Here is a 19,337-nt window from a genome sequence, read left to right as displayed (position 1 = left end):
TGATGCTAAGGCAAAAGCAAACTTTAGCGCCAAAGATCAAACTAAACCAAACGCTAAGAAGCTGGCTTCCTATCCTTCAAAGCGGGCTTGATGAGCTAAAAGAGACGCTTGAACCTTTTATAAAAGAGAACCCATTTGCCACGATCGAACATAAAAATTTAGAAAAAAGCGAAAAAAAGCGAAATTTTTTCGAGCAAGTTAGCAAAAACTCGGTTAGCGAGAGTATCGAGGCTTTAAGTATTTACAAAGAAAGCCTCTATGAAAAGCTAATTAGTCAAATCAATCCGCCACTTTTCCCCACGCAAAAGTCACAAGATATCGCATATAAGATCATCGAGTGTTTAGATGACGAAGGTTATTTTTCCTATGATAATGAAATTTTTTCAGGCTTTAATGAGGGCGAAGTAGAGCGGGTTAGAGCGAGATTTGCCTACCTTGAGCCTTGTGGCGTGGGTGCAAAAGATATCAAAGAGAGCTTTTTGTTTCAGCTAAGCGAGGCAGAGGCAAGCGATGAGATCATAGAGTGCGCAAGAAAAATCATCTTAAATTTTGAAAATATAGAAAAACTTAGAAAGCTAAAATTTTACGACGACGCGCTAAAGATCATAAAAAAATTTAAAAATCCACCGGCCATTGAGTATCTCGAAGATGAAAAAGAGGCGGTGCCTGATATCTTCGTGCTAAGCACAAGCAGTGGCATAAGTGTACAGATAAATGATGAGTACTATCCAGAAATTTTGGTTGATACCGATGGATTAGACGAGAAAGAGGCCTTTGTAAGCTCACGTATAAAAGAGGCGAGCGAGCTCATAGACGCCCTTGAGATGAGAAAAGCGACGCTTTATAAGATAGGGCTCATGATAGTTGAGTATCAGTATGACTACTTTTTGGGTGGTGACATAAAACCTATGAAGCTAAAAGACCTAGCAGACGAGCTTGGGCGTAACCCTTCAACCATCTCAAGAGCGATCGCAAACAAATATTTAAGCTGTTCAAGAGGCACGGTCGCACTTAAAAATTTCTTTTCAACTGGCTTTGACGAGGAGACTTCAAACGCTGCAATAAAGGAATTTTTACTAGAGCTCATTAAAGGCGAAGACCACAAAAAGCCACTTTCTGACCTAAAAATTCAAGAGCTAATCCAAGCTAAATTTAACATCCAAATCGTTCGCCGAACCATCACCAAATACCGCAAAATCCTAAACATCGGCAGCTCAAGCCAGCGAAAAAAGATCTATCAGATAAACGGCTAACTACCACTCATTTACAGCAAAAAGTATGGCCTTACGCATCTGCGTAAAAAGCTCGTTACTAAGCTCTTCGTACTCTTTGCCACGTTTTTTATATTGTGCCATACCTGCTGCGTCGTCGTTCCAAGAGCCCATACCACCAAAGACATCAGCCAAGCTTGCCGCAGCAAAAAGGGCTAAATTTTTCTTTGGCATAAGCGGTGCATTAAATATCTTTTGATTATCATTGTTTGAAGATCTAAGTGATTTTAAAGCCCTGCGAAAACACTCACCAAAATTCTCACACTCTATCTCATCTGCAAAGGCCGCTATCTTGGTAAGTGTGTCCATAAAAGCCTCTGTGTTGTCACTAAAATTTTCTAAATTTACATCTTTTTCAAGACCAAATTCTTTATATATTATGTCCCAGCCTCTTTGATCTTTGTTGTATTTCCAGTAGGGTACGAAGCAGCTCATGTGCTCTTTAAAAATGCAGATGATCGATTTTGCGGTAGAGTTTGAAAAGCTAAGCAATAAACGTTCATCTGATGAGTCAGTTAAATTTGCAGTAAGTCTTACATCGCTTAATCCAAGTTTTAATGCGTGCTCAAACCACTCATTTACGCCATTTGCCCTATGGCCTGAGAGAAAGTGAAAATTTATACTATTTTCGTAGCTAGTGCCATTATATAGGATAGGAGAATTTGACTTTATGGCCTGCTTTGCAGCAACAATAATGGCGCATATATTAAACATTTCACCATTCATTTTGCTCCCTTAATAGCCCTTGTGGCAAGCCGTGCTCTAGCCAACCATCACAAAATTTTCTTGATTTTTAAAGTATGGTTTTAGGCTCTCATAAGCAGATTGAATATTTTTAAATTTCTTTGCGTATTCTTCTTGTATGAGAGGACTTTTGTTGGCGTGCCTGTCTGGGTGATAGATATTTACGAGCGAAAGGTAGCTCTGCCTGATAGTTTCAAAGTCATCATCTTTTTTACAACCCAAAATCCCAAAATTTTCCTCAAGTAAATTTGCAAGCACAGAAAATCTGCTTACAAATTTAGATGAGCTTTTTATTTTTATGCCTTGTTTAAAGGCTTTGTAGTCTTTTTCATCATAGATAAAATTTACGCTAAATTTTGGATAGCTTCTTTTGTAAAGCAGTTTGTTTAATGTGTTTATGTCGTTGTCGTTTGAGATGGTGATGTTTAAAAAATCATCATTTTTGCTAAAAGCAACATTGCTTTTTACTAGACTCTCACTGATGTAGCTAGCAAAATCTCTGCAAAGTGTATCTTTTAGTTCAAATTTGACTTCATTTTTTACAAAATTTACATTTAGGCTAATGACTGGAGTTAGGGTATTTTTTTGAACAAAGCCAAGTTTTATGGTTTTATAGTTTGCAAAACGAATATCGAGCTTATCATCACTTTGCTTTTCATAAAGTTTTTTTATAAATTTTAAAAAGCACTTGCGTTGTGGGATCTCGCTCTCTTCATAAAACGAAATAACCTTATTTTTATTAGATAAAATTTTTGTAAAATTTCTGCTTATCATATCTCTAAGCTCACGAAACAAAATGTCATTATCGGTTAAAATGCTTAGAGATTCTAATGTTTGCGTAACTTTCATTGCCTACTCCACATAAAATATTACATGTTTTAGCAATAAGCATTCCAAATTTATATTTTTCTTATATCTTGGCCTTTAATGTACTCTGCAAATTCGTTTTTTAGTTTATTTTCTTTATACGAGATCGCCTCTTCTTTTGTATGAGAAACGGCTTCTTTTTGAGTTTTTTTGATCTCACCTTGCTCTTTAGTAAGTTCTTTTTTTATCTCTTTTAAACTATCGAAAAAATCATTCATTTTTGCTCCTTTTGTTTTATTGGATTTTACTAAAACAGTTATAAAATTAAAATGAATACAATTTTTCTTTAAGGAAAGTTTGGCTAATATCTCGACTTAACTTTCTTGTGCGCTCGTAGCTCAGCTGGATAGAGCATTTGATTGCGGTTCAAAAGGTCAGAGATTCGAATTCTCTCGGGCGCACCATCTTTTTAATTCTTAATGACAAACTTCATAATTTTTATAGTAAAATAAGCAAAAAAATTAAAAGAGAAAAAATGGATTTTCAAAATATTCAAAAACAAATTTTGGTACTAAAAGAAAGTTTGACAGCATTAGAACAAAATAGTGAGCACGAGATCGGCTTGGCAGTTGGGGTTGTTGAGTTTAATAAAAATGCTGATGAACTTAAAAAAAAGCTTACAAATTTAAAAGGTGAAAGCGATTTCTTTAAAAGTGTCTTCAACACAGAGGACTATTATGAAAACATTAGTACTTATTTGGAACAGATAAAGAGAAGCTTAAATTATAAAATTGAGAAAAACGGTGTGAGCTTTAAGGCAAATGAAAATTTACAAGAGAGCTATGTCACCATTTTAAATATAATAGAAATTTTAGTAGCAGAATATCAAATACAAAACAAAAATAAAGCAAAAAATCTCTTTTCTAGGACAACAGATACTACTCAAATAAAATCAATACTTGCGGAGCTAAATACTCTACAAGAGCGTATACATAATGTTTTACATATTCATTCTAGGATAGTTTCAAATGTTATTTTGCAAAATTTTAAGATAATTTATACGTTCTTTTATAATTGTATTAAGGCAGCGAAACAACGCAAAGATGAACTTTTACTGGTGGAGATTGCGGGTATAACTGATAAGATAATAACTATGATAAAACCAGTCTTTAGTGCAAAAATTTTAAATACAAATGAGCTTATTTATCACTACTTGATCTTTGAGCTAAAAGAACTAAAAGCTTGTGCGATAGGCGAGGAGCTAGTTTAAAATTTTATCAATTATCTCTTTTGCTCCATTTGGCAAAAGGATCTCTTTTAGAGCTTTACTGCTTTTGTTTAGATCAAAATTTTCTATCATTCTTATAACTTCGTCTTTGTCTAAAATTTCTCCATTTTGCAAGCAAATTTTAGCAATGCCCTTATCTTTTAAAAATTTAGCGTTATAAAACTGATGATTGCCAGCAGCATAAGGAAATGGCACAAAGATAGATGGCAAAGCATTTGCGCAAAGCTCCCAAAGTGAGCTAGCTCCTGCTCTTGATATGGCAAGGTCGGCCTTGCTCATCTTATTTTCTATCTCTTTACTAAATTCAAAAATTTCTAAATTCGTTTCATTAAAGCCAAGTTCATCATATCTTTTTTTAAGTTCATCAAAGCCATTTTTACCACATTGATGAATTATTTTTATGCCTTTTTCTTTAAGATATGGAGCTAAATTTATAGCTAGCTCGTTTATCGCTTTTGCACCTTGCGAGCCTCCTAAAAACAAAATAGTCTTTAGCTCCTCTCTCACTCTTGCACTATCAAAAAATTTCTTTGCTACAGGGTAAGGGTAGGGCGAAGCTTCATCATAAGAGCTAAAAAAGCCTTTTGCGTAGGGCTTTAAAATTTTATTTAATTTGCCCATTACAGCATTTTGTTCGTGGATAAAAAGCGGCACTTTTGAGATAATGGCTGCAATGGCTGCTGGAGCTGCTGAATAGCCACCAACGCTAATGACTTCCTTAACGTCATTTTGCTTAAAAATTTTTCTACATTTTAAAGCAAGATTTACGATATTTGTTAGTGATTTTAGTTTAGCAAAGCCTCTCTTATTTACCACGCCACTACTTGGCAAGAAAAATTTTTGTAAAAAATTCTCGTCATTTTCAAACCAAAATTTATCTTGACCGCTAGTTGAACCAATAAAAATGGGCTTAATATCTCTTCTATTTAGCTCCTCGCAAAAGCTTCTTGCGATCGCTAAATGCCCACCAGTGCCTCCACCGCAAATAACAATCATAATTTTGCCTTTTTACTAACCATCAAAACCATGCCGATACCGATACAAATCGCAAGCACAGAGCTACCACCGTAACTAAGAAATGGCACAGCAATACCCTTGATAGGCGTGATCGATGTGATACCATAGCTATTCATTAAAAATGAAAACGATAAGATAAGCCCGACACCAAGCGTAAATAGATGATAGACCTTATTTTCGCTTCTAGCTGAAATTCTAAAAATTCTATAAAGTAGCGTTATAAATATAGCTACTATACACAAAATACCAAATACACCGACCTCTTCAGCGATACCAGCTAATACAAAGTCAGTATGAACCTCGCTTAAAAAGCCGAGCTTAAAGATACCAGCGCCAAGCCCTTCGCCGAAAAATTCGCCATGCTTTATAGCGTTTAATGAGTGAGAAATTTGATATGGCTCTGGTGCATCAGCCACTCTTAATACATCTGCAACGCTGTCAGGCAAGAAAGAAAGCACCATATTTTGTATCGTGCCCCACCATGACTTTATACGTAAAATTCTATGCTCAGAGCTGACTATCGCTACTGTCATAACAAAAGCAGCCCCTAAGATACCAATACTAAAAAGTCTCGCACTTGCTCCTGCGAAAAGTGCCATCGTCACAAATGTAAGCGCCAGCACGACCACTTGACCAAGGTCATTTTGCATAACAGCAATAAGAAAGATAGCAACACCAAAAAGAATAATATAAGGCATAAGTATCTTAATCTCATCTAGCAGGGTCCTTTTGCCTTCACTAAATTTTCTAGTAAAACTCCAAGCCAAGAAGTAGACAAAACCGATTTTAAAAAACTCAACTGGAGCTAGTGAAAAACCAGGTAGCCTTATCCAACGCCTGGCACCACCAGCATCAGTTACCATTGAAGCTGGCAATGCATGCATTAGCCCCATGGCGATACCGCAAGATATAAGAAGGCCAAACCCTATCCAAACAAGCGTCTTTTCAGGATTGAGCCTAGAGAGCCACCACATAATGAAAATTCCGATACAACCAACAACAAACTGGCGGATGAAAAAGTGAAACTCGTCGTAATTAAAAAATAAAACTGTAAAAACTGGCAAAGATAGTGAAAAAATAATGCTTATAGCGATCAAAGTCGAACAAAGATAGAAAATGATCTTATCAACTGCCAAAATTTAACTCCAAGTTTAAAAAGTGCCAAAGTATAATAAAAAACGGCTTACAAAGATATTATTTGCTATAATTGCAGGCTTTAAGGATGGGCATGAAGATAGGTATATTTGACTCAGGACTTGGCGGACTGAGTGTCTTAAATGAAGCTTTAAGCAAGCTTAGCGAGCATGAATTTTTATATTACGCAGACGTTAAAAATGTCCCATACGGACAAAAGAGCAGGGATGAGATCTTAAAATTTAGCTTTGATGCGGTGAAATTTCTCATAGAAAATGGCGCAAACGCCGTTGTAGTAGCTTGTAATACGGCAACAAGCGTGGCGATAAAAGAGCTTAGAGCAAATTTAAATGTACCCATAATCGGCATGGAGCCAGCTGTAAAAAAAGCTCATGACTTAAGCCATAATGATGCCTTAAAGACGCTTGTCATAGCCACTCCGGTCACCGTAAATGGTGCAAAACTAAAAGAGCTGATCGCAAATTTACACGCAAAAGATAAAACTGAGCTGCTCGCTCTACCACGCCTTGTAAATTTTGCTGAAAATGGGGAATTTGACACCGAGAATGTAAAATCATATCTAAAAGAAGAGTTAGCTAAATTTGATCTAAGCAAATTTAGCTTTTTGGTGCTTGGCTGCACGCACTTTAACTATTTTAAAGATAGTCTAAGAGAAATTTTGCCGCCAAATATAAGCATAATTGATGGCAACGAAGGGACAATAAACCGCCTTATAAGTGAGCTTGGAATAAAAATTTCTACTTTAAATAAAGCCCCAAAAGTTAGATTCTTCTATTCTGGTGATGAAGTATTCAGTAAATTTGAGCTAGATAAAATTTCAAGGAATTTAGCTAGATTAGAGAAGATGAGGGCGATTTGTTAGGTTAAATCTAACTAAATATCACAAGTAAAAATTTTATAAAATACACTAAATTTTACATATTTTTATATGTATTTAGGCTTTTCTTTGCCTTATTATATAAACCACACTTATTACTGCAACAACAGCCAAAAGAGCGATCGTGATTATTAAAAGTGTTTGTTTGCTAGGATTTGAACCTAGAAAATAGCCAACTCCAAGCAAAACAGCACACCAAATCCCAGCTCCAAGTGTGGTAAATAGACAAAATCTAAATATATTCATCTTAGCAAGTCCGGCTGGTAGGCTGATGTATTGGCGAATGCCAGGAATCAGACGTGAGTTAAATGTAGAAATTTCGCCGTGTTTATTGAAAAATGCTTCAAATTTATCCATTTTTTCGTGAGTAATTCCCACAAATTTGCCGTATTTTAAAACGATCTCACGTCCAAAAAAGTAGCAAAGATAATAGTTAAAAATAGCTCCAAGTAAGCTACCGAGCGTACCTGCAAGAAAGGCCAAAATTAAACTCATTTCACCTTTATGTGCCAAATAACCAGCTGGTATCATCGCTACCTCGCTTGGAAATGGAAAAAATGAGCTTTCTAAAAACATCATCACAAATATGCCAGCATAACCCCAGCTACTTACGCTCGCAACTATAAAATCAATAACATCATGCAGCATTTAAATTCCTGAAAAATTTTAAAGTGAGCCATTTTAGCAAAGCATAGCTTAAGCTTTTTGACAAAAATAAAGAGAGTTTGTAGCTTGTAAAACAAAATAAAATTAGAAACAAAATAGGGCGAAAGCTCGCCCCATTTTTAAAATGCAGGTATAACTTCACCTTTATAGCGAGTAATGATGAAATTTTTAGTATCAGGGCTAAGTACCGCATCAATCAAAGCTTTGATCTTAGGGTTATTTTCGTTGCCAGCCTTTGTGACGATGATGTTAGCGTAAGGACTATTGGCGTCTTCAAGCAAAAGTGCATCTTTTGCCACACTCATACCAAGATCAAGGACGAAATTTGTACTAATGGCAGCGATATCGACATCGTCAAGCGTTCTTGGTATCTGAGCACCCTCAAGCTCTACAAATTGTAAATTTTTAGGATTTTTAGTTATGTCATTTATAGTTGCGACTTTTACGTTTTTATCGATCTCAATAAGACCAGCCTTTTCTAAAATTCTAAGCGCTCTATTGCCATTTGATGGATCATAAGCGATCGCAACTTTTGCACCATCTTTTAACTCTTTTATGTTTTTTATCTTTTTAGAATAAAAGCCAAGTGGCTCAACATGGACATTTGCAACACTTACAAGATGCAAGCCTCTAGCCTTGTTTTGCTCCTCAAGATATGGTAAATGCTGAAAGAAATTTGCATCCAAACTGCCATCTTCTGTCGCGACATTTGGGATAGAGTAGTCTGAAATTTCAGAGATAACAAGGTCGTAGCCTTTATCTTTTAGCTTTGGCTTTACAAATTCTAAAATTTCAGCGTGTGGTACTGGCGAGACGCCGACTACGATAGTGTGGTCTTTGTCGGCTGCGTGAAGGCTTAGAGCAACTAAAGATGCGGTTAAAAGTTTGATAAATTTCATTGTTTTTCCTTTTTTATTTGGTTTAAGCGACGCTAAAAAGGTAAAAGCTTTCACGTCGCTTATTTAAATTTTTAATTAAAACGCTGGAAGAATCGCGCCATTGTATTTGATCTCGATAAATTTCTTAACTTCTGATGAGTTTATAGCCTTATCAAGAGCCTTTATTTTAGGGCTATTTTCGTTGCCAGACTTTACTACAACGTAGTTTACATACGGGCTATTTTTGCTTTCAAGCACAAGTGCGTCTTTTACCGGATTAAGATTAGCATTTAGAGCGTAATTTGTGTTGATAACTGCAATAGTAACGTCATCAAGCGTTCTTGGCACTTGAGCAGTCTCGATCTCTTCAAATTTAAGCTTTTTAGGGTTATCAACTATATCAAGCGGAGTTTTTAGTGGATTATCGTTTAGCTTAATAAGTCCAGCATTTGCAAGGATATCTAAAGCACGGCTTTCATTTGTCGGATCATTTGGGATAGATACAGTCGAACCATCTTTTAGATCTTTGATATCTTTTATCTTTTTAGAATAAACTCCCATTGGCTCAAGATGAACGCCAACTGTTTTTATAAGATGAGTGCCCTTGTTTTTGTTAAATTCGTCCAAATATGGAAGGTGCTGAAAGAAATTTGCATCTAAATCGCCATCTTCTGTTGCAAGGTTTGGCGTAGTGTAGTCGTTAAATTCTTTGATTTCAAGCGTATAGCCATCTTTTGCCAAAATAGGCTTTACAACCTCTAAAATTTCAGCATGTGGGATAGGTGTAGCACCAACGATTATTGTTTTTGATTTATCAGCTGCATTTGCACTTACACTAAGACCAAGAGCAACTAAAGAGGTAAGAAGTAGTTTTTTCATTTATTATCCTTTTTTAAAATTTGCCAAGCACCAAAAAAGGATAAATTTAAGCTAGAGGGTTAAATTTCTTTTTAAGCGCTTAAGCTAGTTCTAAGCACTTAAAAAGAAATTTTGTACTTAGAGATTAGTCTTTCGACAACGCGTTTTTTAATAGGCGGCACATGTGGCACATATCTGATTTCATCTTTTATCCTTTCAGCTAAAAATTAATTCGGGCAATTTTAAGGAAAAAAGCTTAAAATCAGATAAAAACAAAGGCCTATTTTTTAGAAATTTTATATAAGTAGTTACCTAAAACTTGAAAAATTTGAACCATAATGATAAGAATAACCACGGTGTAAAGCATGATATCTGGGCGAAATCTTTGATATCCGTAGTTTATAGCAACAGATCCTAGTCCGCCACCGCCAACCGCACCAGCCATCGCTGAAAAGCCGATATTTACAATAAGCGTTAGCGTAAATGCCGAGATAATGCCAGGAAGTGCCTCTACAAACATCACGCGAAAGATGATCTGAAATTTCGAACTACCAAAACTTTGAGCGGCTTCAATTATGCCTTTATCAACCTCTTTTAGAGCATTTTCAATGAGCCTTGCTACAAACGGAGCCGCGCCAATAGTTAGCGGAACGATCGCAGCCGTAGTGCCGATACTTGTGCCTACGATCATTTTTGTGACAGGAAAGAGCACGATGATTAAAATGATAAACGGAAAGCTTCTAAGCACGTTTATAACGATATCAAGTACAAAATAAAGTTGTTTGTTTGGCTTTAGTCCATCTTTGTCTGAAAGGATGAGCAAAACCGCAGGTATGAGGCCTATGGCAAAGGCGAGCAGGGTAGAGACGATGCTCATATATAGTGTCTCGCCGATAGCTGGCAACAGTATCCTCGAAAACACATCTGGAAATTTAGAAAAATCAATACCAAACATCAAGCAACCTCCCATAAAACGCCACTTTGCTTGATGTAGTTAAGCACGTTTTCTTTATCTTTTTCATCTATGTTTATGACGAGCGAGCCAAGAACATTTTCGTTTAGCTTCTCAAGCTTGCCCCAGACTATGTTAAAGTCGATATTTAGGCTTCTAGCCATATGCGTGATCACGCTATTTTGGGCCACTTCTTTTGGGAAAAATAGCCTGATATTTGTGCCAGTACTTGGCAGAATTTCAACTTCGCCCAAAAACTCTTTCATCTTCTCATCTGGCTTTAAAAATAGCTCTTCGATGCTTCCAGAGCCTATGATCTTGCCACCTTCAAGCAGTATTGCACGTTTTGCGATCGATTTTACAACCTCCATCTCGTGCGTGACGATGACGACGCTGATGTCTAGCTCTTTGTTTATCTTTTCAAGCAGTTCTAAAATTTGATTTGTCGTGTTTGGATCAAGAGCCGAAGTCGCCTCGTCGCTTAGTAAAATTTTTGGATTTAAAGCAAGCGCTCTGGCGATCGCCACACGCTGTTTTTGACCGCCACTTAGCTCGCTTGGATAGCTTTTTGCCTTATTTTCAAGACCGACTAAATTTAAAAGCTCTCTCACTCTTTTTTCAGTTTCATCGCTTTTGTAACCCCAAAATTTAAGCGGAGTAGCGACGTTTTCAAAGACGTTTTTTCTAGCCATCAAAGCAAAATGCTGAAATATCATCCCAACATCTCGCCTTAAATGTCTCTGCTGCGTCTCATCTAAATTTTTTATCTCTTTATCAAAGACTTTTAGGCTGCCACCTTGGTAGCTCTCAAGTCCGTTTATGCATCTTAAAAGCGTTGATTTACCAGCACCGCTATGACCCACGATAGCAAAAATTTCACCCTTTTTAACCTCTAAATTTATATCAAAAAGGATTTGCGTATCACCATAAAATTTGCTTAATTTCTCTATTTTTATCACTATTTTTCTCCAAGAGCTTCTAATTCTTCACATACTTTTTTAAATTTAGCCTCAGCGCTCTCTAGCGCCTCTTTGTTTGTCTCTATGACCTCTTTTGGTGCGTTTGCCACGAAATTTTGGTTATTTAGCATGCCTGAGAGTTTGGCTATCTCTTTTTCAAGCTTTGTCTTTTGAGACCTTAGCCTTGTGATGATACCGCTCATATCAAGCCCTTCAAGTGGGACAAATGCCTCTAAATTTTCGCTCACATCTCTTATTGAATTTTCTATTTTCTCATCTACAAAGCCGATCTCTTCGCATTTTGCAAGCAGCTTGATATACTCTTTAACCTCATCAAGATCTATTTTTTCATTAAATTTAACAAAGGCTTTTGTGATCTTTGAGTTGCCAAGATCGATAGTCGCTTTTGCACGGCGAATAGCCACGATTGCTTCGATAACTAGCTCAAATTTCTTCTCAACCTCTAAATTTCGCTCTTTTATCTCTGGATAGCTCATAACCATTATTGATTTTGCATTTTCAAGCTGTGTGCCGCTAAGCTCTTGGAATAGATACTCTGAAAGAAATGGCATGAAAGGATTTAGCAGCTTCATCGCCTCTTTAAATATACTTCCAAGCTCTTTTACACTCGCTTTATCAGCCTTGCTAAGCTCGATGCCCCAGTCACAAAACTCATCCCAAAGGAATTTATAAAGTGTGTTTGCTGCGTCATTAAAGCGGTAGGCGTCGATGTTTTCGCGCACCTCTCTCACGCACTCGTTAAAGCGACTATTCATATAAATGCCAAGCTTTGTTTGAAGCTTGATATTCTCTAAATTTACAAATTTGCTCTCATTTAGCATGAGATATTTGCTCGCGTTATAAAGCTTGTTGGTGAAATTTCTTACCTGCTTCATCTTGGCGTCGCTTAGCTTGATGTCGCGTCCTTGAACAGCTAGAAGCGTTAGCGTAAAGCGCAAGATATCGGCGCTATACTCATTTATGCTATCAAGCGGATCGATGACATTGCCAAGGCTTTTGCTCATCTTTCTACCAAACTCATCCTTTACAAGCGCGTGCAGATAAATGTCGTCAAACGGCAACTTACCAAGGGCATTTTCACCCTGAAACATCATCCTAGCAACCCAGAAAAATAATATATCAAAGCCAGTTATGAGAAGGTTGTTTGGATAAAATTCAGCCAAATCGCCTTCAAACCATTTTTCATTTTTTAGCTCATTATCATTACCCCAGCCAAGTGTGCTAAAAGGCCAAAGACCAGAGCTAAACCACGTATCTAGCACATCTGGGTCTTGGTGGAAATTTTTACTTTTACACTTTTTGCACTCGCATGGCTCGTCCTCGTCAGCCCACATATGACCGCAATTATCGCAGTAAAATACTGGAATTTGATGTCCCCACCAAAGCTGGCGTGAGATACACCAGTCTCTTAGCTCTCTCATCCATGCGTTAAAGCTGTTTATCCAGTGTGGCGGGTAAAATTTAGCAAGGCCTTCAGAGACCTTTTGTATCGCCTCGTCTGCGATCTCTTTTTTTACAAACCACTGCTTTGAGATGTATGGTTCGACGACGTTTTTGCAGCGGTAGCAGTAACCAACTTGGTTTTCGTAGTCCTCTATCTTTTCAACATTGCCAAGTTTTTCAAGCTCGGCTACGACGATATCTCTAGCCTCAAGCCTCTCAAGACCTGCAAATTTATCGCACTTATCGTTTAAAATGCCCTTTTCGTCAAATACAGTAATAAACTCAAGGTTGTGCTTTTTGCCAACCTCGTAGTCGTTTTGATCGTGTGCAGGTGTGACCTTAACAAGGCCCGTTCCAAACTCCATATCAACGTGCTCGTCCGCGATAATCTCGATCTCTCTATTTATGATAGGTAGCACCACTTTTTTGCCGATTAAATTTTTATAGCGCTCGTCGTTTGGATTTACCATTACGGCGGTGTCGCCAAAGTAGGTCTCCGGGCGAGTTGTTGCCACTACAACGAAATCGCTTGGCTTATCTACAAAATAATATCTCAAATGATAAAGCTTGCCTTTATTCTCTTTGTGCTCGACCTCGATGTCAGAGAGTGCGCCATCGTGCGTACACCAGTTTATCATGTAGTTCTTCTGAACGATCAGTCCTTTGTCGTATAAATTTACAAAGGCTTTTTTTACAGCTTTTCTTAAGCCCTCATCCATAGTAAATCTCTGGCGTGACCAAGCCGGAGTGATGCCAAGCTTTCGCATCTGATGTACGATCATGCCACCGCTTTTTTCTTTCCACTCCCACACTTTTTCTACAAATTTCTCGCGTCCAAGCTCTTCTTTTTTGATGCCTTGAGCTAAAAGCTGCTTTTCAACGACATTTTGAGTGGCGATGCCAGCGTGGTCAAGTCCTGGCTGCCAAAGTGTCTTATAGCCGTCCATTCTCTTGTAACGAGTCATGATATCTTGGAGTGTGAATGTTAGGGCGTGTCCGATGTGAAGCGAGCCAGTCACGTTTGGAGGTGGCATCATAATGCAAAATTTACGTCCATCTTTTTGGATATCTTTGTTTGCGTCTATCTCGAAGTATCCACGTTCTTCCCAAATTTTATAAAATTTGTCTTCTATCTCTTTTGCATTGTAAAATTCTGCCACTTTTATCTCCTCAGTTTCGTTTAAAAAATGCTTAATACTATCCAAAATTTGTTTAAAAAAATCTTTGCAAAAGTGGGAAATATGGGCTTGGGGCGTTTACCGCCCCGGAGTTTAAATAGCCTATTTGACGTTAAAGCTTCGCTGAGCTAGGTCGTAGTCGTTTTGTCTTTCGTTGTACATATTTTCAGTTGTGACTGCACCAAGAGAGCATTTGCCACCAAGTCTTACCCTATAAGGTGTGTAAAGCACGGCGTCTTTTTGATCACTGCTTAGTGTGTAAAAGCTTAGTACGCGGTCATCTTTTATGCTTTTATATTCTACTTGTAAGCTACTTTTTAGGCTCTTTGTAAAATTACTTAAATTTTCGTTTATCGGCTCAAAGCAGCTACTTACGATCTCGTTTATAACGCCATTTTTAACCATAGCTTTAGAATTTATCACTATTTTTGAATAGATAACATCATTTACTCTTAGGCTGTCAAGACCTAGCTCTTTGCCTTTTTCATCGACAAACGTTCTATAAACATCAAGCTCTTTTGGCTCTATTTTATGCTTGATCTCAAGTGGCACATAAGCGTAGCTTAAAATAGTGGCATATAGCTTGTTTTCACCAAGCGGTGTAATGGTAAAATTTCCATCTTTTGCTGTAAATGATACGCTTAAAAGGCCATCAAATTCTTTGCTTTCGCCATTGTAGCTAAGCTTAAATTTATTATTTTTCTCGCCAACATCTTTACCAAAGTAAGCATTTAGCGCTCTAAGGGTAAATGCACGCTCTTGTGTTGAGCTTAGCTCATTTAAATTTGTGATCAAGAAATTTGCAAGATCATCTGAGTAGTCGTTTTTCTCAAAATATTTTGCATTCAGATACAAGATAAATGCATTATCTCTCATCTTTGAGCCAAAGCTAGAATAATCCCTGCTGTAATCAGTCACCTGAGCTTTTTTGATATCTTTTAGCGCCACCTTTGCTTCGTCATTTAAGCCGTTTAGCTTTAGAGCCGCTGCCATTAGATATTTATTAAGTGCGGTCGTATTGTAAGCTTTATGGTCATAAATTTTATTTAGCACCGATTTATCAGCAACATTTGCGCGGGAGCTTACATAAATAGCATATAGAGCTTCAATGTCTGTGTTTGTATACTTTAAGAGCGAATTTAATGCTCTTTGCTTTACATTTTTATTTAGCTCATATCCAGCCTCTTCAAGATCAAGCAGCACATCAGTTGCATAGATCGAAGCAAATGCATTAGTACTACTTAGATCGCTCCAGTAGCCAAAGCTACCATCTTGTTTTTGCATCTTAATTAGCTCACTCATACCGCTTGCAATAAATCTCTTTTGATCATTTTTTTCAAGCTCATCTTTTGGCTTTAAATTTAAAAGCGCAAGCAGTCTTGAGCTCCTTTGCTCTGCACATCCGTAAGGATACTCGACTAAATTTTTAGAAGCTGCTAATAGCACGCTTGAGACCGAGCTTGACGCATCTATACCAACATTGTGAAAGCCTTTTGGAAGCGAGATCATGCTCTCTTTGTCAAAGACGCTACTTTTTGCATAGGTGCTAATCGTATAAGGATTAACTACATCAAGTAAATTTTGAGCTGTTTTTGAGCTATTTTTGTCGCTTATTGTTATATTGTATTCGCCAGCTCCAGCTTCAAGAGCTGAAATTTTAAATGTAAAGGCTTTATTTTCAAGCGGCTTTAAATTTATATTTTCTTTTGTTTTGATGCTTAAATTTTTACTGCTAGCCACTTTTATGGTTAAATTTTTATCATCATTTGTTGTGTTTATGAGTCTTAAGTTCGCATTTAACTCATCGCCTTTTAGCAGATAAACTAACGCGCTTGGCTTAATAATCACATCATCTTTTACTAAAATTTCTTTATTTACTGCATTCATACTATTTTCATTATTTGCCACGACATCTACTCTAATGGCAGAGTTAAAGCCATTTGGCGTTTTAAACTCGTATGAAATTTCACCATTATCGTCAGCTTGAAGACTTACCAAATTTGCGTATGTTTTTATATTTTTGCTATCAACCGGGCTAGCATGTTTTGCCATCTTTGCCTCCATGGCAAGTGCCGCCATATCGCCACCAAAGCTTAAAGTTTTGCCCTCAACCTTATAGTTTGTGAGCATATTATAAATGTCATAATCAAAAACGCCATCTGGTAAAATTTTGTCAAAAAATTTAAGTGGATCAGCTGGCTTTTGTGACGTTATATCAAGCACGCCAACATCTGTGATAAATAAATTAACATAAGCTTTTGGCTTTGTTTTTAGAGAAATTTTTATATTTTCATCGCTTTTTGCCGTATTTGGTGCATCAAGACTTAGATTAAGTATCCTTGATGACTTATCAGCTTTAGCATAGACCTTACCGTAAGTCCTAAACGGAGTTAATCCCCCATCTGTCATGCGGTAGATATTTGCACTCACGTAAAGTCCACTAAAATCAAAATCAAGTTTAAATTTCACATTTGCTGAATTATTTTTTATCTTAACGACCTTGTAGGCTTTCACGCCACCATCTTCAAGTGTAACAAGAGCGATGCCTTCTTTTATGGCTGAGCTTATATCAGCACTTAGTTCATCGCCTTTTTTGTAGATATTTTTATTTAGTTTGATTTGAGATTTGCTAAGCTCTTTTGTAGGCGCTAGAGTTGAGTAGTTGTAGCCACTTACGTCCATATCAAGGCTTGTGCTTGCTCCACTTACTAGATTTGTAGCGATGATCACATATGAGCCACTTTGTGTAAATTTGTAGCTAAACTCGCCATTGTCTTTATAAAAATTATCCACATCTTCTAGAGTTTGAAACCACTTTATATAGCCATTTGCATCTCTTTGGTATTGCCAAGTAACACGTTTTATATCAAATTTTAAATTTGATTTTACGGCCTTTTGACTTGACATATCTACTACAACCGTTCTTATTTTTACATCTTCGTTTGGCTCAGCAAATGTCGTGCTTGCTGCGATACCGACCATATCTTTGTAAGGATAGAGCGTAAAGCTTTTTGTGTCGCTTACATTTTTGCCATCATCATTTACATTGAAATTTATCACGCCTGTTATGATAGAAGAGGCATTTTTAGTGCTAAAGCTAAGATCTATCATTTGGCTTGATTTACCATCTTTTGAAAGAGTGAGATCGTTTTCAAAAGATGGATAAGCGCTTGGTTTTAGCGTATTGTTTTTAAATTTATACTCTTTGAACTCGCTATTTTTATATTCATCATCAAAAAAGCTAACCTGCATGCTGCCATCAAGCTCGCTAGCAGCGCCACCAAAGAGATAGTTACTAGCCAGATTGGCTCTAACAAGCTCATTTGCGAAAAATTTATCCCTCTCAAGCGTTATCTCATTTTTTATCCTATTTGGTATAAAACTCTCAACAAAAAATGGCACATTTGAGATCACTTTGCTTGCGTAAATTACTTGCATATTAAATCTACCGCTTAGATCACTTAGTATCTCTTTTTCAAAATTTACCATGCCAACGTCATTTGTATTTTTTGAAATTTCAGCACTACTTTTGCCTTGTGGATCGAAAAATTTTATCTTTATAGGCATATTTTTTAAAGGATTAAAATCTCTATCCCTTAGATAGATTGCACCCTTTAAACTCTCATTTGGTCTTATGATATTTGAAGCAAAATGAACATACGCATCGATACTCTCACTGGCATTTTGGCTCATAAATTTTGCTTCATTTAGCGCTTCGTCTTCTTTTAAAATAAGAAAATTTTGCTCTTTTCCAAGAGAGACAACCACTGAGGAGATATCTTTGTAAATATCTTTTTTATTGAATTTAAAAACACCTATATCATTTGTCGCACCAACTGCGATCTCTTCGTTTTTCTTACCATAAATTTTTACATTTGCATTTGGAAGCATTGTATTTTCGCCAAGACGATTTGCAAATACGAAAATTTCATCCTTGCCAAGCTTTGCATTTACGGCGATATCACTTAGGTAGACTACTTTTGAGACGCTCTTATCTTTGCCGTAGTTTAAATTTATCTTATAAACGCCGTCTCCAGCTCCAGCAAAGTCAAGTTTGATTTTATTTAGTGAAATTTCATTTAATGCGCCATCAAGCTTATAACTTTTGCTTGCTACTTTTGTGCTGAAGTTGCTTAACTCTTCGTTATTGTCATTAAAATTTAAGAAATATCTAAAATTTTGATCACTTAGCTTTTCAATGCTTACATTTAACTCAGGCAAATTTGCACTTCTGATACCGATTTCGCCAACACTTGAGATATATGGCTCATTATTTATAAAATTTGCAAATGGAGTAAAATTGCCAGCTACTACTTCATAGCTACTTTCTTCTCTTACTACATTTCTATCATCGCCAAAACCGGGTTTAATTGTGATTTCATAACTATTTTGTGGCTTAAAATCGTCACTTGTAATATCAATGTAGTAATAATACTCGCTAAGTTCTGAGTTTTCTTCATAGTTGTCACTATATTTAACGTCACTAATGCTAAAGTTTTTTACGCCTTTAATATTTATAAATTTTTTTAAGTTAATATCGTCATCAAGCCAATTTTTTAGATAAATTCTAAAGCCCAAGATGCCATTATCAAGGCTCACTGGATAAATTTCTGGTATCTCAAGACTCTTTGCATTATCATTTATATTTACGCTTTCTTCGCTTATTTCATCGGCAAAATTTACTATCGTTTCACCTGAAAGCGTCGCGCCAAATTTGCTCTCAAATTTTTCACCAAAATCAAAAACTGGATTGCTTAAATTTTTATCAAGATTAAGCTCAAAGCTATTATTAGAAAGCTCAATTGCTTTAAATTTCGCATCTTTTACAGCAATATTTTTAACAGCTTCAATATTTACTTCATCATTAAATTTAAGTATATATTTGCTGTCGCTTATTTTTTCTATCTTTGTTAGCTCAAATTCTTTCGTGGCAAAACTAGCAGTGCTTCCGTTTTCAAGCTTGCAGCTATAATCCAAACCAGCATGCATATCTTTTGTAAAAAGCAGCAAGCTTTGACTATTAAATCTAACCGTACCATTTAATGCTGGTTGGCACAAAAGTAGCTTTTTATCACTTAGCATACCAACAAAATTTTTATCGACTTTATCTTCTAGCCCAAACTCTACGCTTAGGGGCGATTTTATCTGCGCAGTGCCATTTAGGCTCAAAGCATATAAATTTGTCATTCCCAAAAGTGCTAGAAGTGCTACTTTTTGCCACAT

General features: G+C 36.6%; 15 protein-coding genes and 1 tRNA gene. 4 read left to right on the top strand and 12 right to left on the bottom strand.

The window, feature by feature from the left end; all coding sequences use genetic code 11:
- The first annotated feature begins 2 nt into the window (after positions 1-2).
- Positions 3-1,253, top strand: a complete 1,251-nt coding sequence (locus A3223_RS00685; RefSeq protein ID WP_084109241.1) for an RNA polymerase factor sigma-54 — start codon at positions 3-5, stop codon at positions 1,251-1,253.
- Here A3223_RS00685 and A3223_RS00680 read toward each other — a convergent pair whose 3' ends face one another.
- The 3 genes from A3223_RS00680 to A3223_RS00670 are packed head-to-tail and all read right to left on the bottom strand — an operon-like array spanning position 1,254 to position 3,100.
- Positions 1,254-1,997 carry a hypothetical protein gene (locus tag A3223_RS00680; RefSeq protein WP_084107940.1) on the bottom strand — a complete coding sequence of 248 codons (744 nt, stop codon included), beginning with the start codon at positions 1,995-1,997 and terminating at the stop codon, positions 1,254-1,256.
- A gap of 36 nt (positions 1,998-2,033) precedes the next feature.
- On the bottom strand, positions 2,034-2,864 hold the full coding sequence (locus A3223_RS00675) for an adenylosuccinate lyase (RefSeq protein WP_084107939.1): 831 nt from the start codon (positions 2,862-2,864) through the stop codon (positions 2,034-2,036).
- A 50-nt stretch (positions 2,865-2,914) separates the two neighbouring features.
- Positions 2,915-3,100, bottom strand: a complete 186-nt coding sequence (locus A3223_RS00670) for a hypothetical protein (protein ID WP_054196631.1) — start codon at positions 3,098-3,100, stop codon at positions 2,915-2,917.
- A 109-nt stretch (positions 3,101-3,209) separates the two neighbouring features.
- Between A3223_RS00670 and A3223_RS00665 the strand changes: the two genes are divergently transcribed.
- A tRNA-Arg gene (locus A3223_RS00665) sits at positions 3,210-3,286 on the top strand.
- Positions 3,287-3,357: 71 nt separating this feature from the next.
- Complete coding sequence (locus A3223_RS00660) at positions 3,358-4,092, top strand: imidazole glycerol phosphate synthase (RefSeq protein WP_084107938.1); 735 nt, start codon at positions 3,358-3,360, stop codon at positions 4,090-4,092.
- On the opposite strand, the gene murG is transcribed toward A3223_RS00660, so the two are convergent.
- Both murG and A3223_RS00650 read right to left on the bottom strand, forming a co-directional pair.
- A complete protein-coding gene (murG, locus tag A3223_RS00655) occupies positions 4,084-5,106 on the bottom strand; it encodes an undecaprenyldiphospho-muramoylpentapeptide beta-N-acetylglucosaminyltransferase (protein WP_084107937.1) in 1,023 nt (340 codons plus the stop codon). The genes A3223_RS00660 and murG overlap by 9 nt on opposite strands.
- Positions 5,103-6,263 (bottom strand): FtsW/RodA/SpoVE family cell cycle protein, encoded by a 1,161-nt coding sequence (locus A3223_RS00650; RefSeq protein ID WP_084107936.1) that lies wholly within the window; start codon positions 6,261-6,263, stop codon positions 5,103-5,105. The genes murG and A3223_RS00650 overlap by 4 nt, the downstream gene beginning before the upstream one ends.
- 92 nt (positions 6,264-6,355) lie before the next feature.
- On the opposite strand from A3223_RS00650, the gene murI reads away from it, so the two are divergent.
- On the top strand, positions 6,356-7,144 hold the full coding sequence (gene murI, locus A3223_RS00645) for a glutamate racemase (protein ID WP_084107935.1): 789 nt from the start codon (positions 6,356-6,358) through the stop codon (positions 7,142-7,144).
- Between the two features lie 72 nt (positions 7,145-7,216).
- On the opposite strand, the gene A3223_RS00640 is transcribed toward murI, so the two are convergent.
- The 7 genes from A3223_RS00640 to A3223_RS00610 all read right to left on the bottom strand — a co-directional run bounded on the left by A3223_RS00640 (position 7,217) and on the right by A3223_RS00610 (position 19,337).
- A complete protein-coding gene (locus tag A3223_RS00640) occupies positions 7,217-7,807 on the bottom strand; it encodes a DedA family protein (RefSeq protein WP_084107934.1) in 591 nt (196 codons plus the stop codon).
- A 137-nt stretch (positions 7,808-7,944) separates the two neighbouring features.
- Positions 7,945-8,724, bottom strand: coding sequence for a MetQ/NlpA family ABC transporter substrate-binding protein (locus A3223_RS00635; RefSeq protein ID WP_084107933.1), 780 nt, complete (start codon positions 8,722-8,724; stop codon positions 7,945-7,947).
- Positions 8,725-8,799: 75 nt separating this feature from the next.
- Positions 8,800-9,582 (bottom strand): MetQ/NlpA family ABC transporter substrate-binding protein, encoded by a 783-nt coding sequence (locus A3223_RS00630; RefSeq protein WP_084107932.1) that lies wholly within the window; start codon positions 9,580-9,582, stop codon positions 8,800-8,802.
- A gap of 259 nt (positions 9,583-9,841) precedes the next feature.
- On the bottom strand, positions 9,842-10,516 hold the full coding sequence (locus A3223_RS00625) for a methionine ABC transporter permease (protein ID WP_021086223.1): 675 nt from the start codon (positions 10,514-10,516) through the stop codon (positions 9,842-9,844).
- The gene (locus A3223_RS00620) at positions 10,516-11,472 is read right to left on the bottom strand and encodes a methionine ABC transporter ATP-binding protein (RefSeq protein ID WP_084107931.1); all 957 of its coding nucleotides are present in this window, start codon (positions 11,470-11,472) and stop codon (positions 10,516-10,518) included. The genes A3223_RS00625 and A3223_RS00620 overlap by 1 nt, the downstream gene beginning before the upstream one ends.
- Complete coding sequence (locus A3223_RS00615; RefSeq protein ID WP_084109239.1) at positions 11,472-14,096, bottom strand: valine--tRNA ligase; 2,625 nt, start codon at positions 14,094-14,096, stop codon at positions 11,472-11,474. Before A3223_RS00615 ends, A3223_RS00620 begins: the two co-directional genes overlap by 1 nt.
- A 120-nt stretch (positions 14,097-14,216) precedes the next feature.
- The gene (locus tag A3223_RS00610; protein ID WP_084107930.1) at positions 14,217-19,337 is read right to left on the bottom strand and encodes an alpha-2-macroglobulin family protein; all 5,121 of its coding nucleotides are present in this window, start codon (positions 19,335-19,337) and stop codon (positions 14,217-14,219) included.

Origin of the sequence: Campylobacter concisus (genome assembly GCF_002092855.1) — a bacterium.
GTDB lineage: Bacteria > Campylobacterota > Campylobacteria > Campylobacterales > Campylobacteraceae > Campylobacter_A > Campylobacter_A concisus_AI.
The sequence above is the reverse complement of the archived record's forward strand: the minus strand, read 5'-3'. Positions and strand labels throughout refer to the sequence as shown.

Bases quoted from the DNA above. Each gene is read 5' to 3' on its own strand.
- A3223_RS00685 (WP_084109241.1), top strand. From the start codon at position 3: ATGCTAAGGCAAAAGCAAACTTTAGCGCCAAAGATCAAACTAAACCAA.
- A3223_RS00680 (WP_084107940.1), bottom strand. From the start codon at position 1,997: ATGAATGGTGAAATGTTTAATATATGCGCCATTATTGTTGCTGCAAAG.
- A3223_RS00675 (WP_084107939.1), bottom strand. From the start codon at position 2,864: ATGAAAGTTACGCAAACATTAGAATCTCTAAGCATTTTAACCGATAAT.
- A3223_RS00670 (WP_054196631.1), bottom strand. From the start codon at position 3,100: ATGAATGATTTTTTCGATAGTTTAAAAGAGATAAAAAAAGAACTTACT.
- A3223_RS00660 (WP_084107938.1), top strand. From the start codon at position 3,358: ATGGATTTTCAAAATATTCAAAAACAAATTTTGGTACTAAAAGAAAGT.
- murG (WP_084107937.1), bottom strand. From the start codon at position 5,106: ATGATTGTTATTTGCGGTGGAGGCACTGGTGGGCATTTAGCGATCGCA.
- murI (WP_084107935.1), top strand. From the start codon at position 6,356: ATGAAGATAGGTATATTTGACTCAGGACTTGGCGGACTGAGTGTCTTA.
- A3223_RS00640 (WP_084107934.1), bottom strand. From the start codon at position 7,807: ATGCTGCATGATGTTATTGATTTTATAGTTGCGAGCGTAAGTAGCTGG.
- A3223_RS00635 (WP_084107933.1), bottom strand. From the start codon at position 8,724: ATGAAATTTATCAAACTTTTAACCGCATCTTTAGTTGCTCTAAGCCTT.
- A3223_RS00630 (WP_084107932.1), bottom strand. From the start codon at position 9,582: ATGAAAAAACTACTTCTTACCTCTTTAGTTGCTCTTGGTCTTAGTGTA.
- A3223_RS00625 (WP_021086223.1), bottom strand. From the start codon at position 10,516: ATGTTTGGTATTGATTTTTCTAAATTTCCAGATGTGTTTTCGAGGATA.
- A3223_RS00610 (WP_084107930.1), bottom strand. From the start codon at position 19,337: ATGTGGCAAAAAGTAGCACTTCTAGCACTTTTGGGAATGACAAATTTA.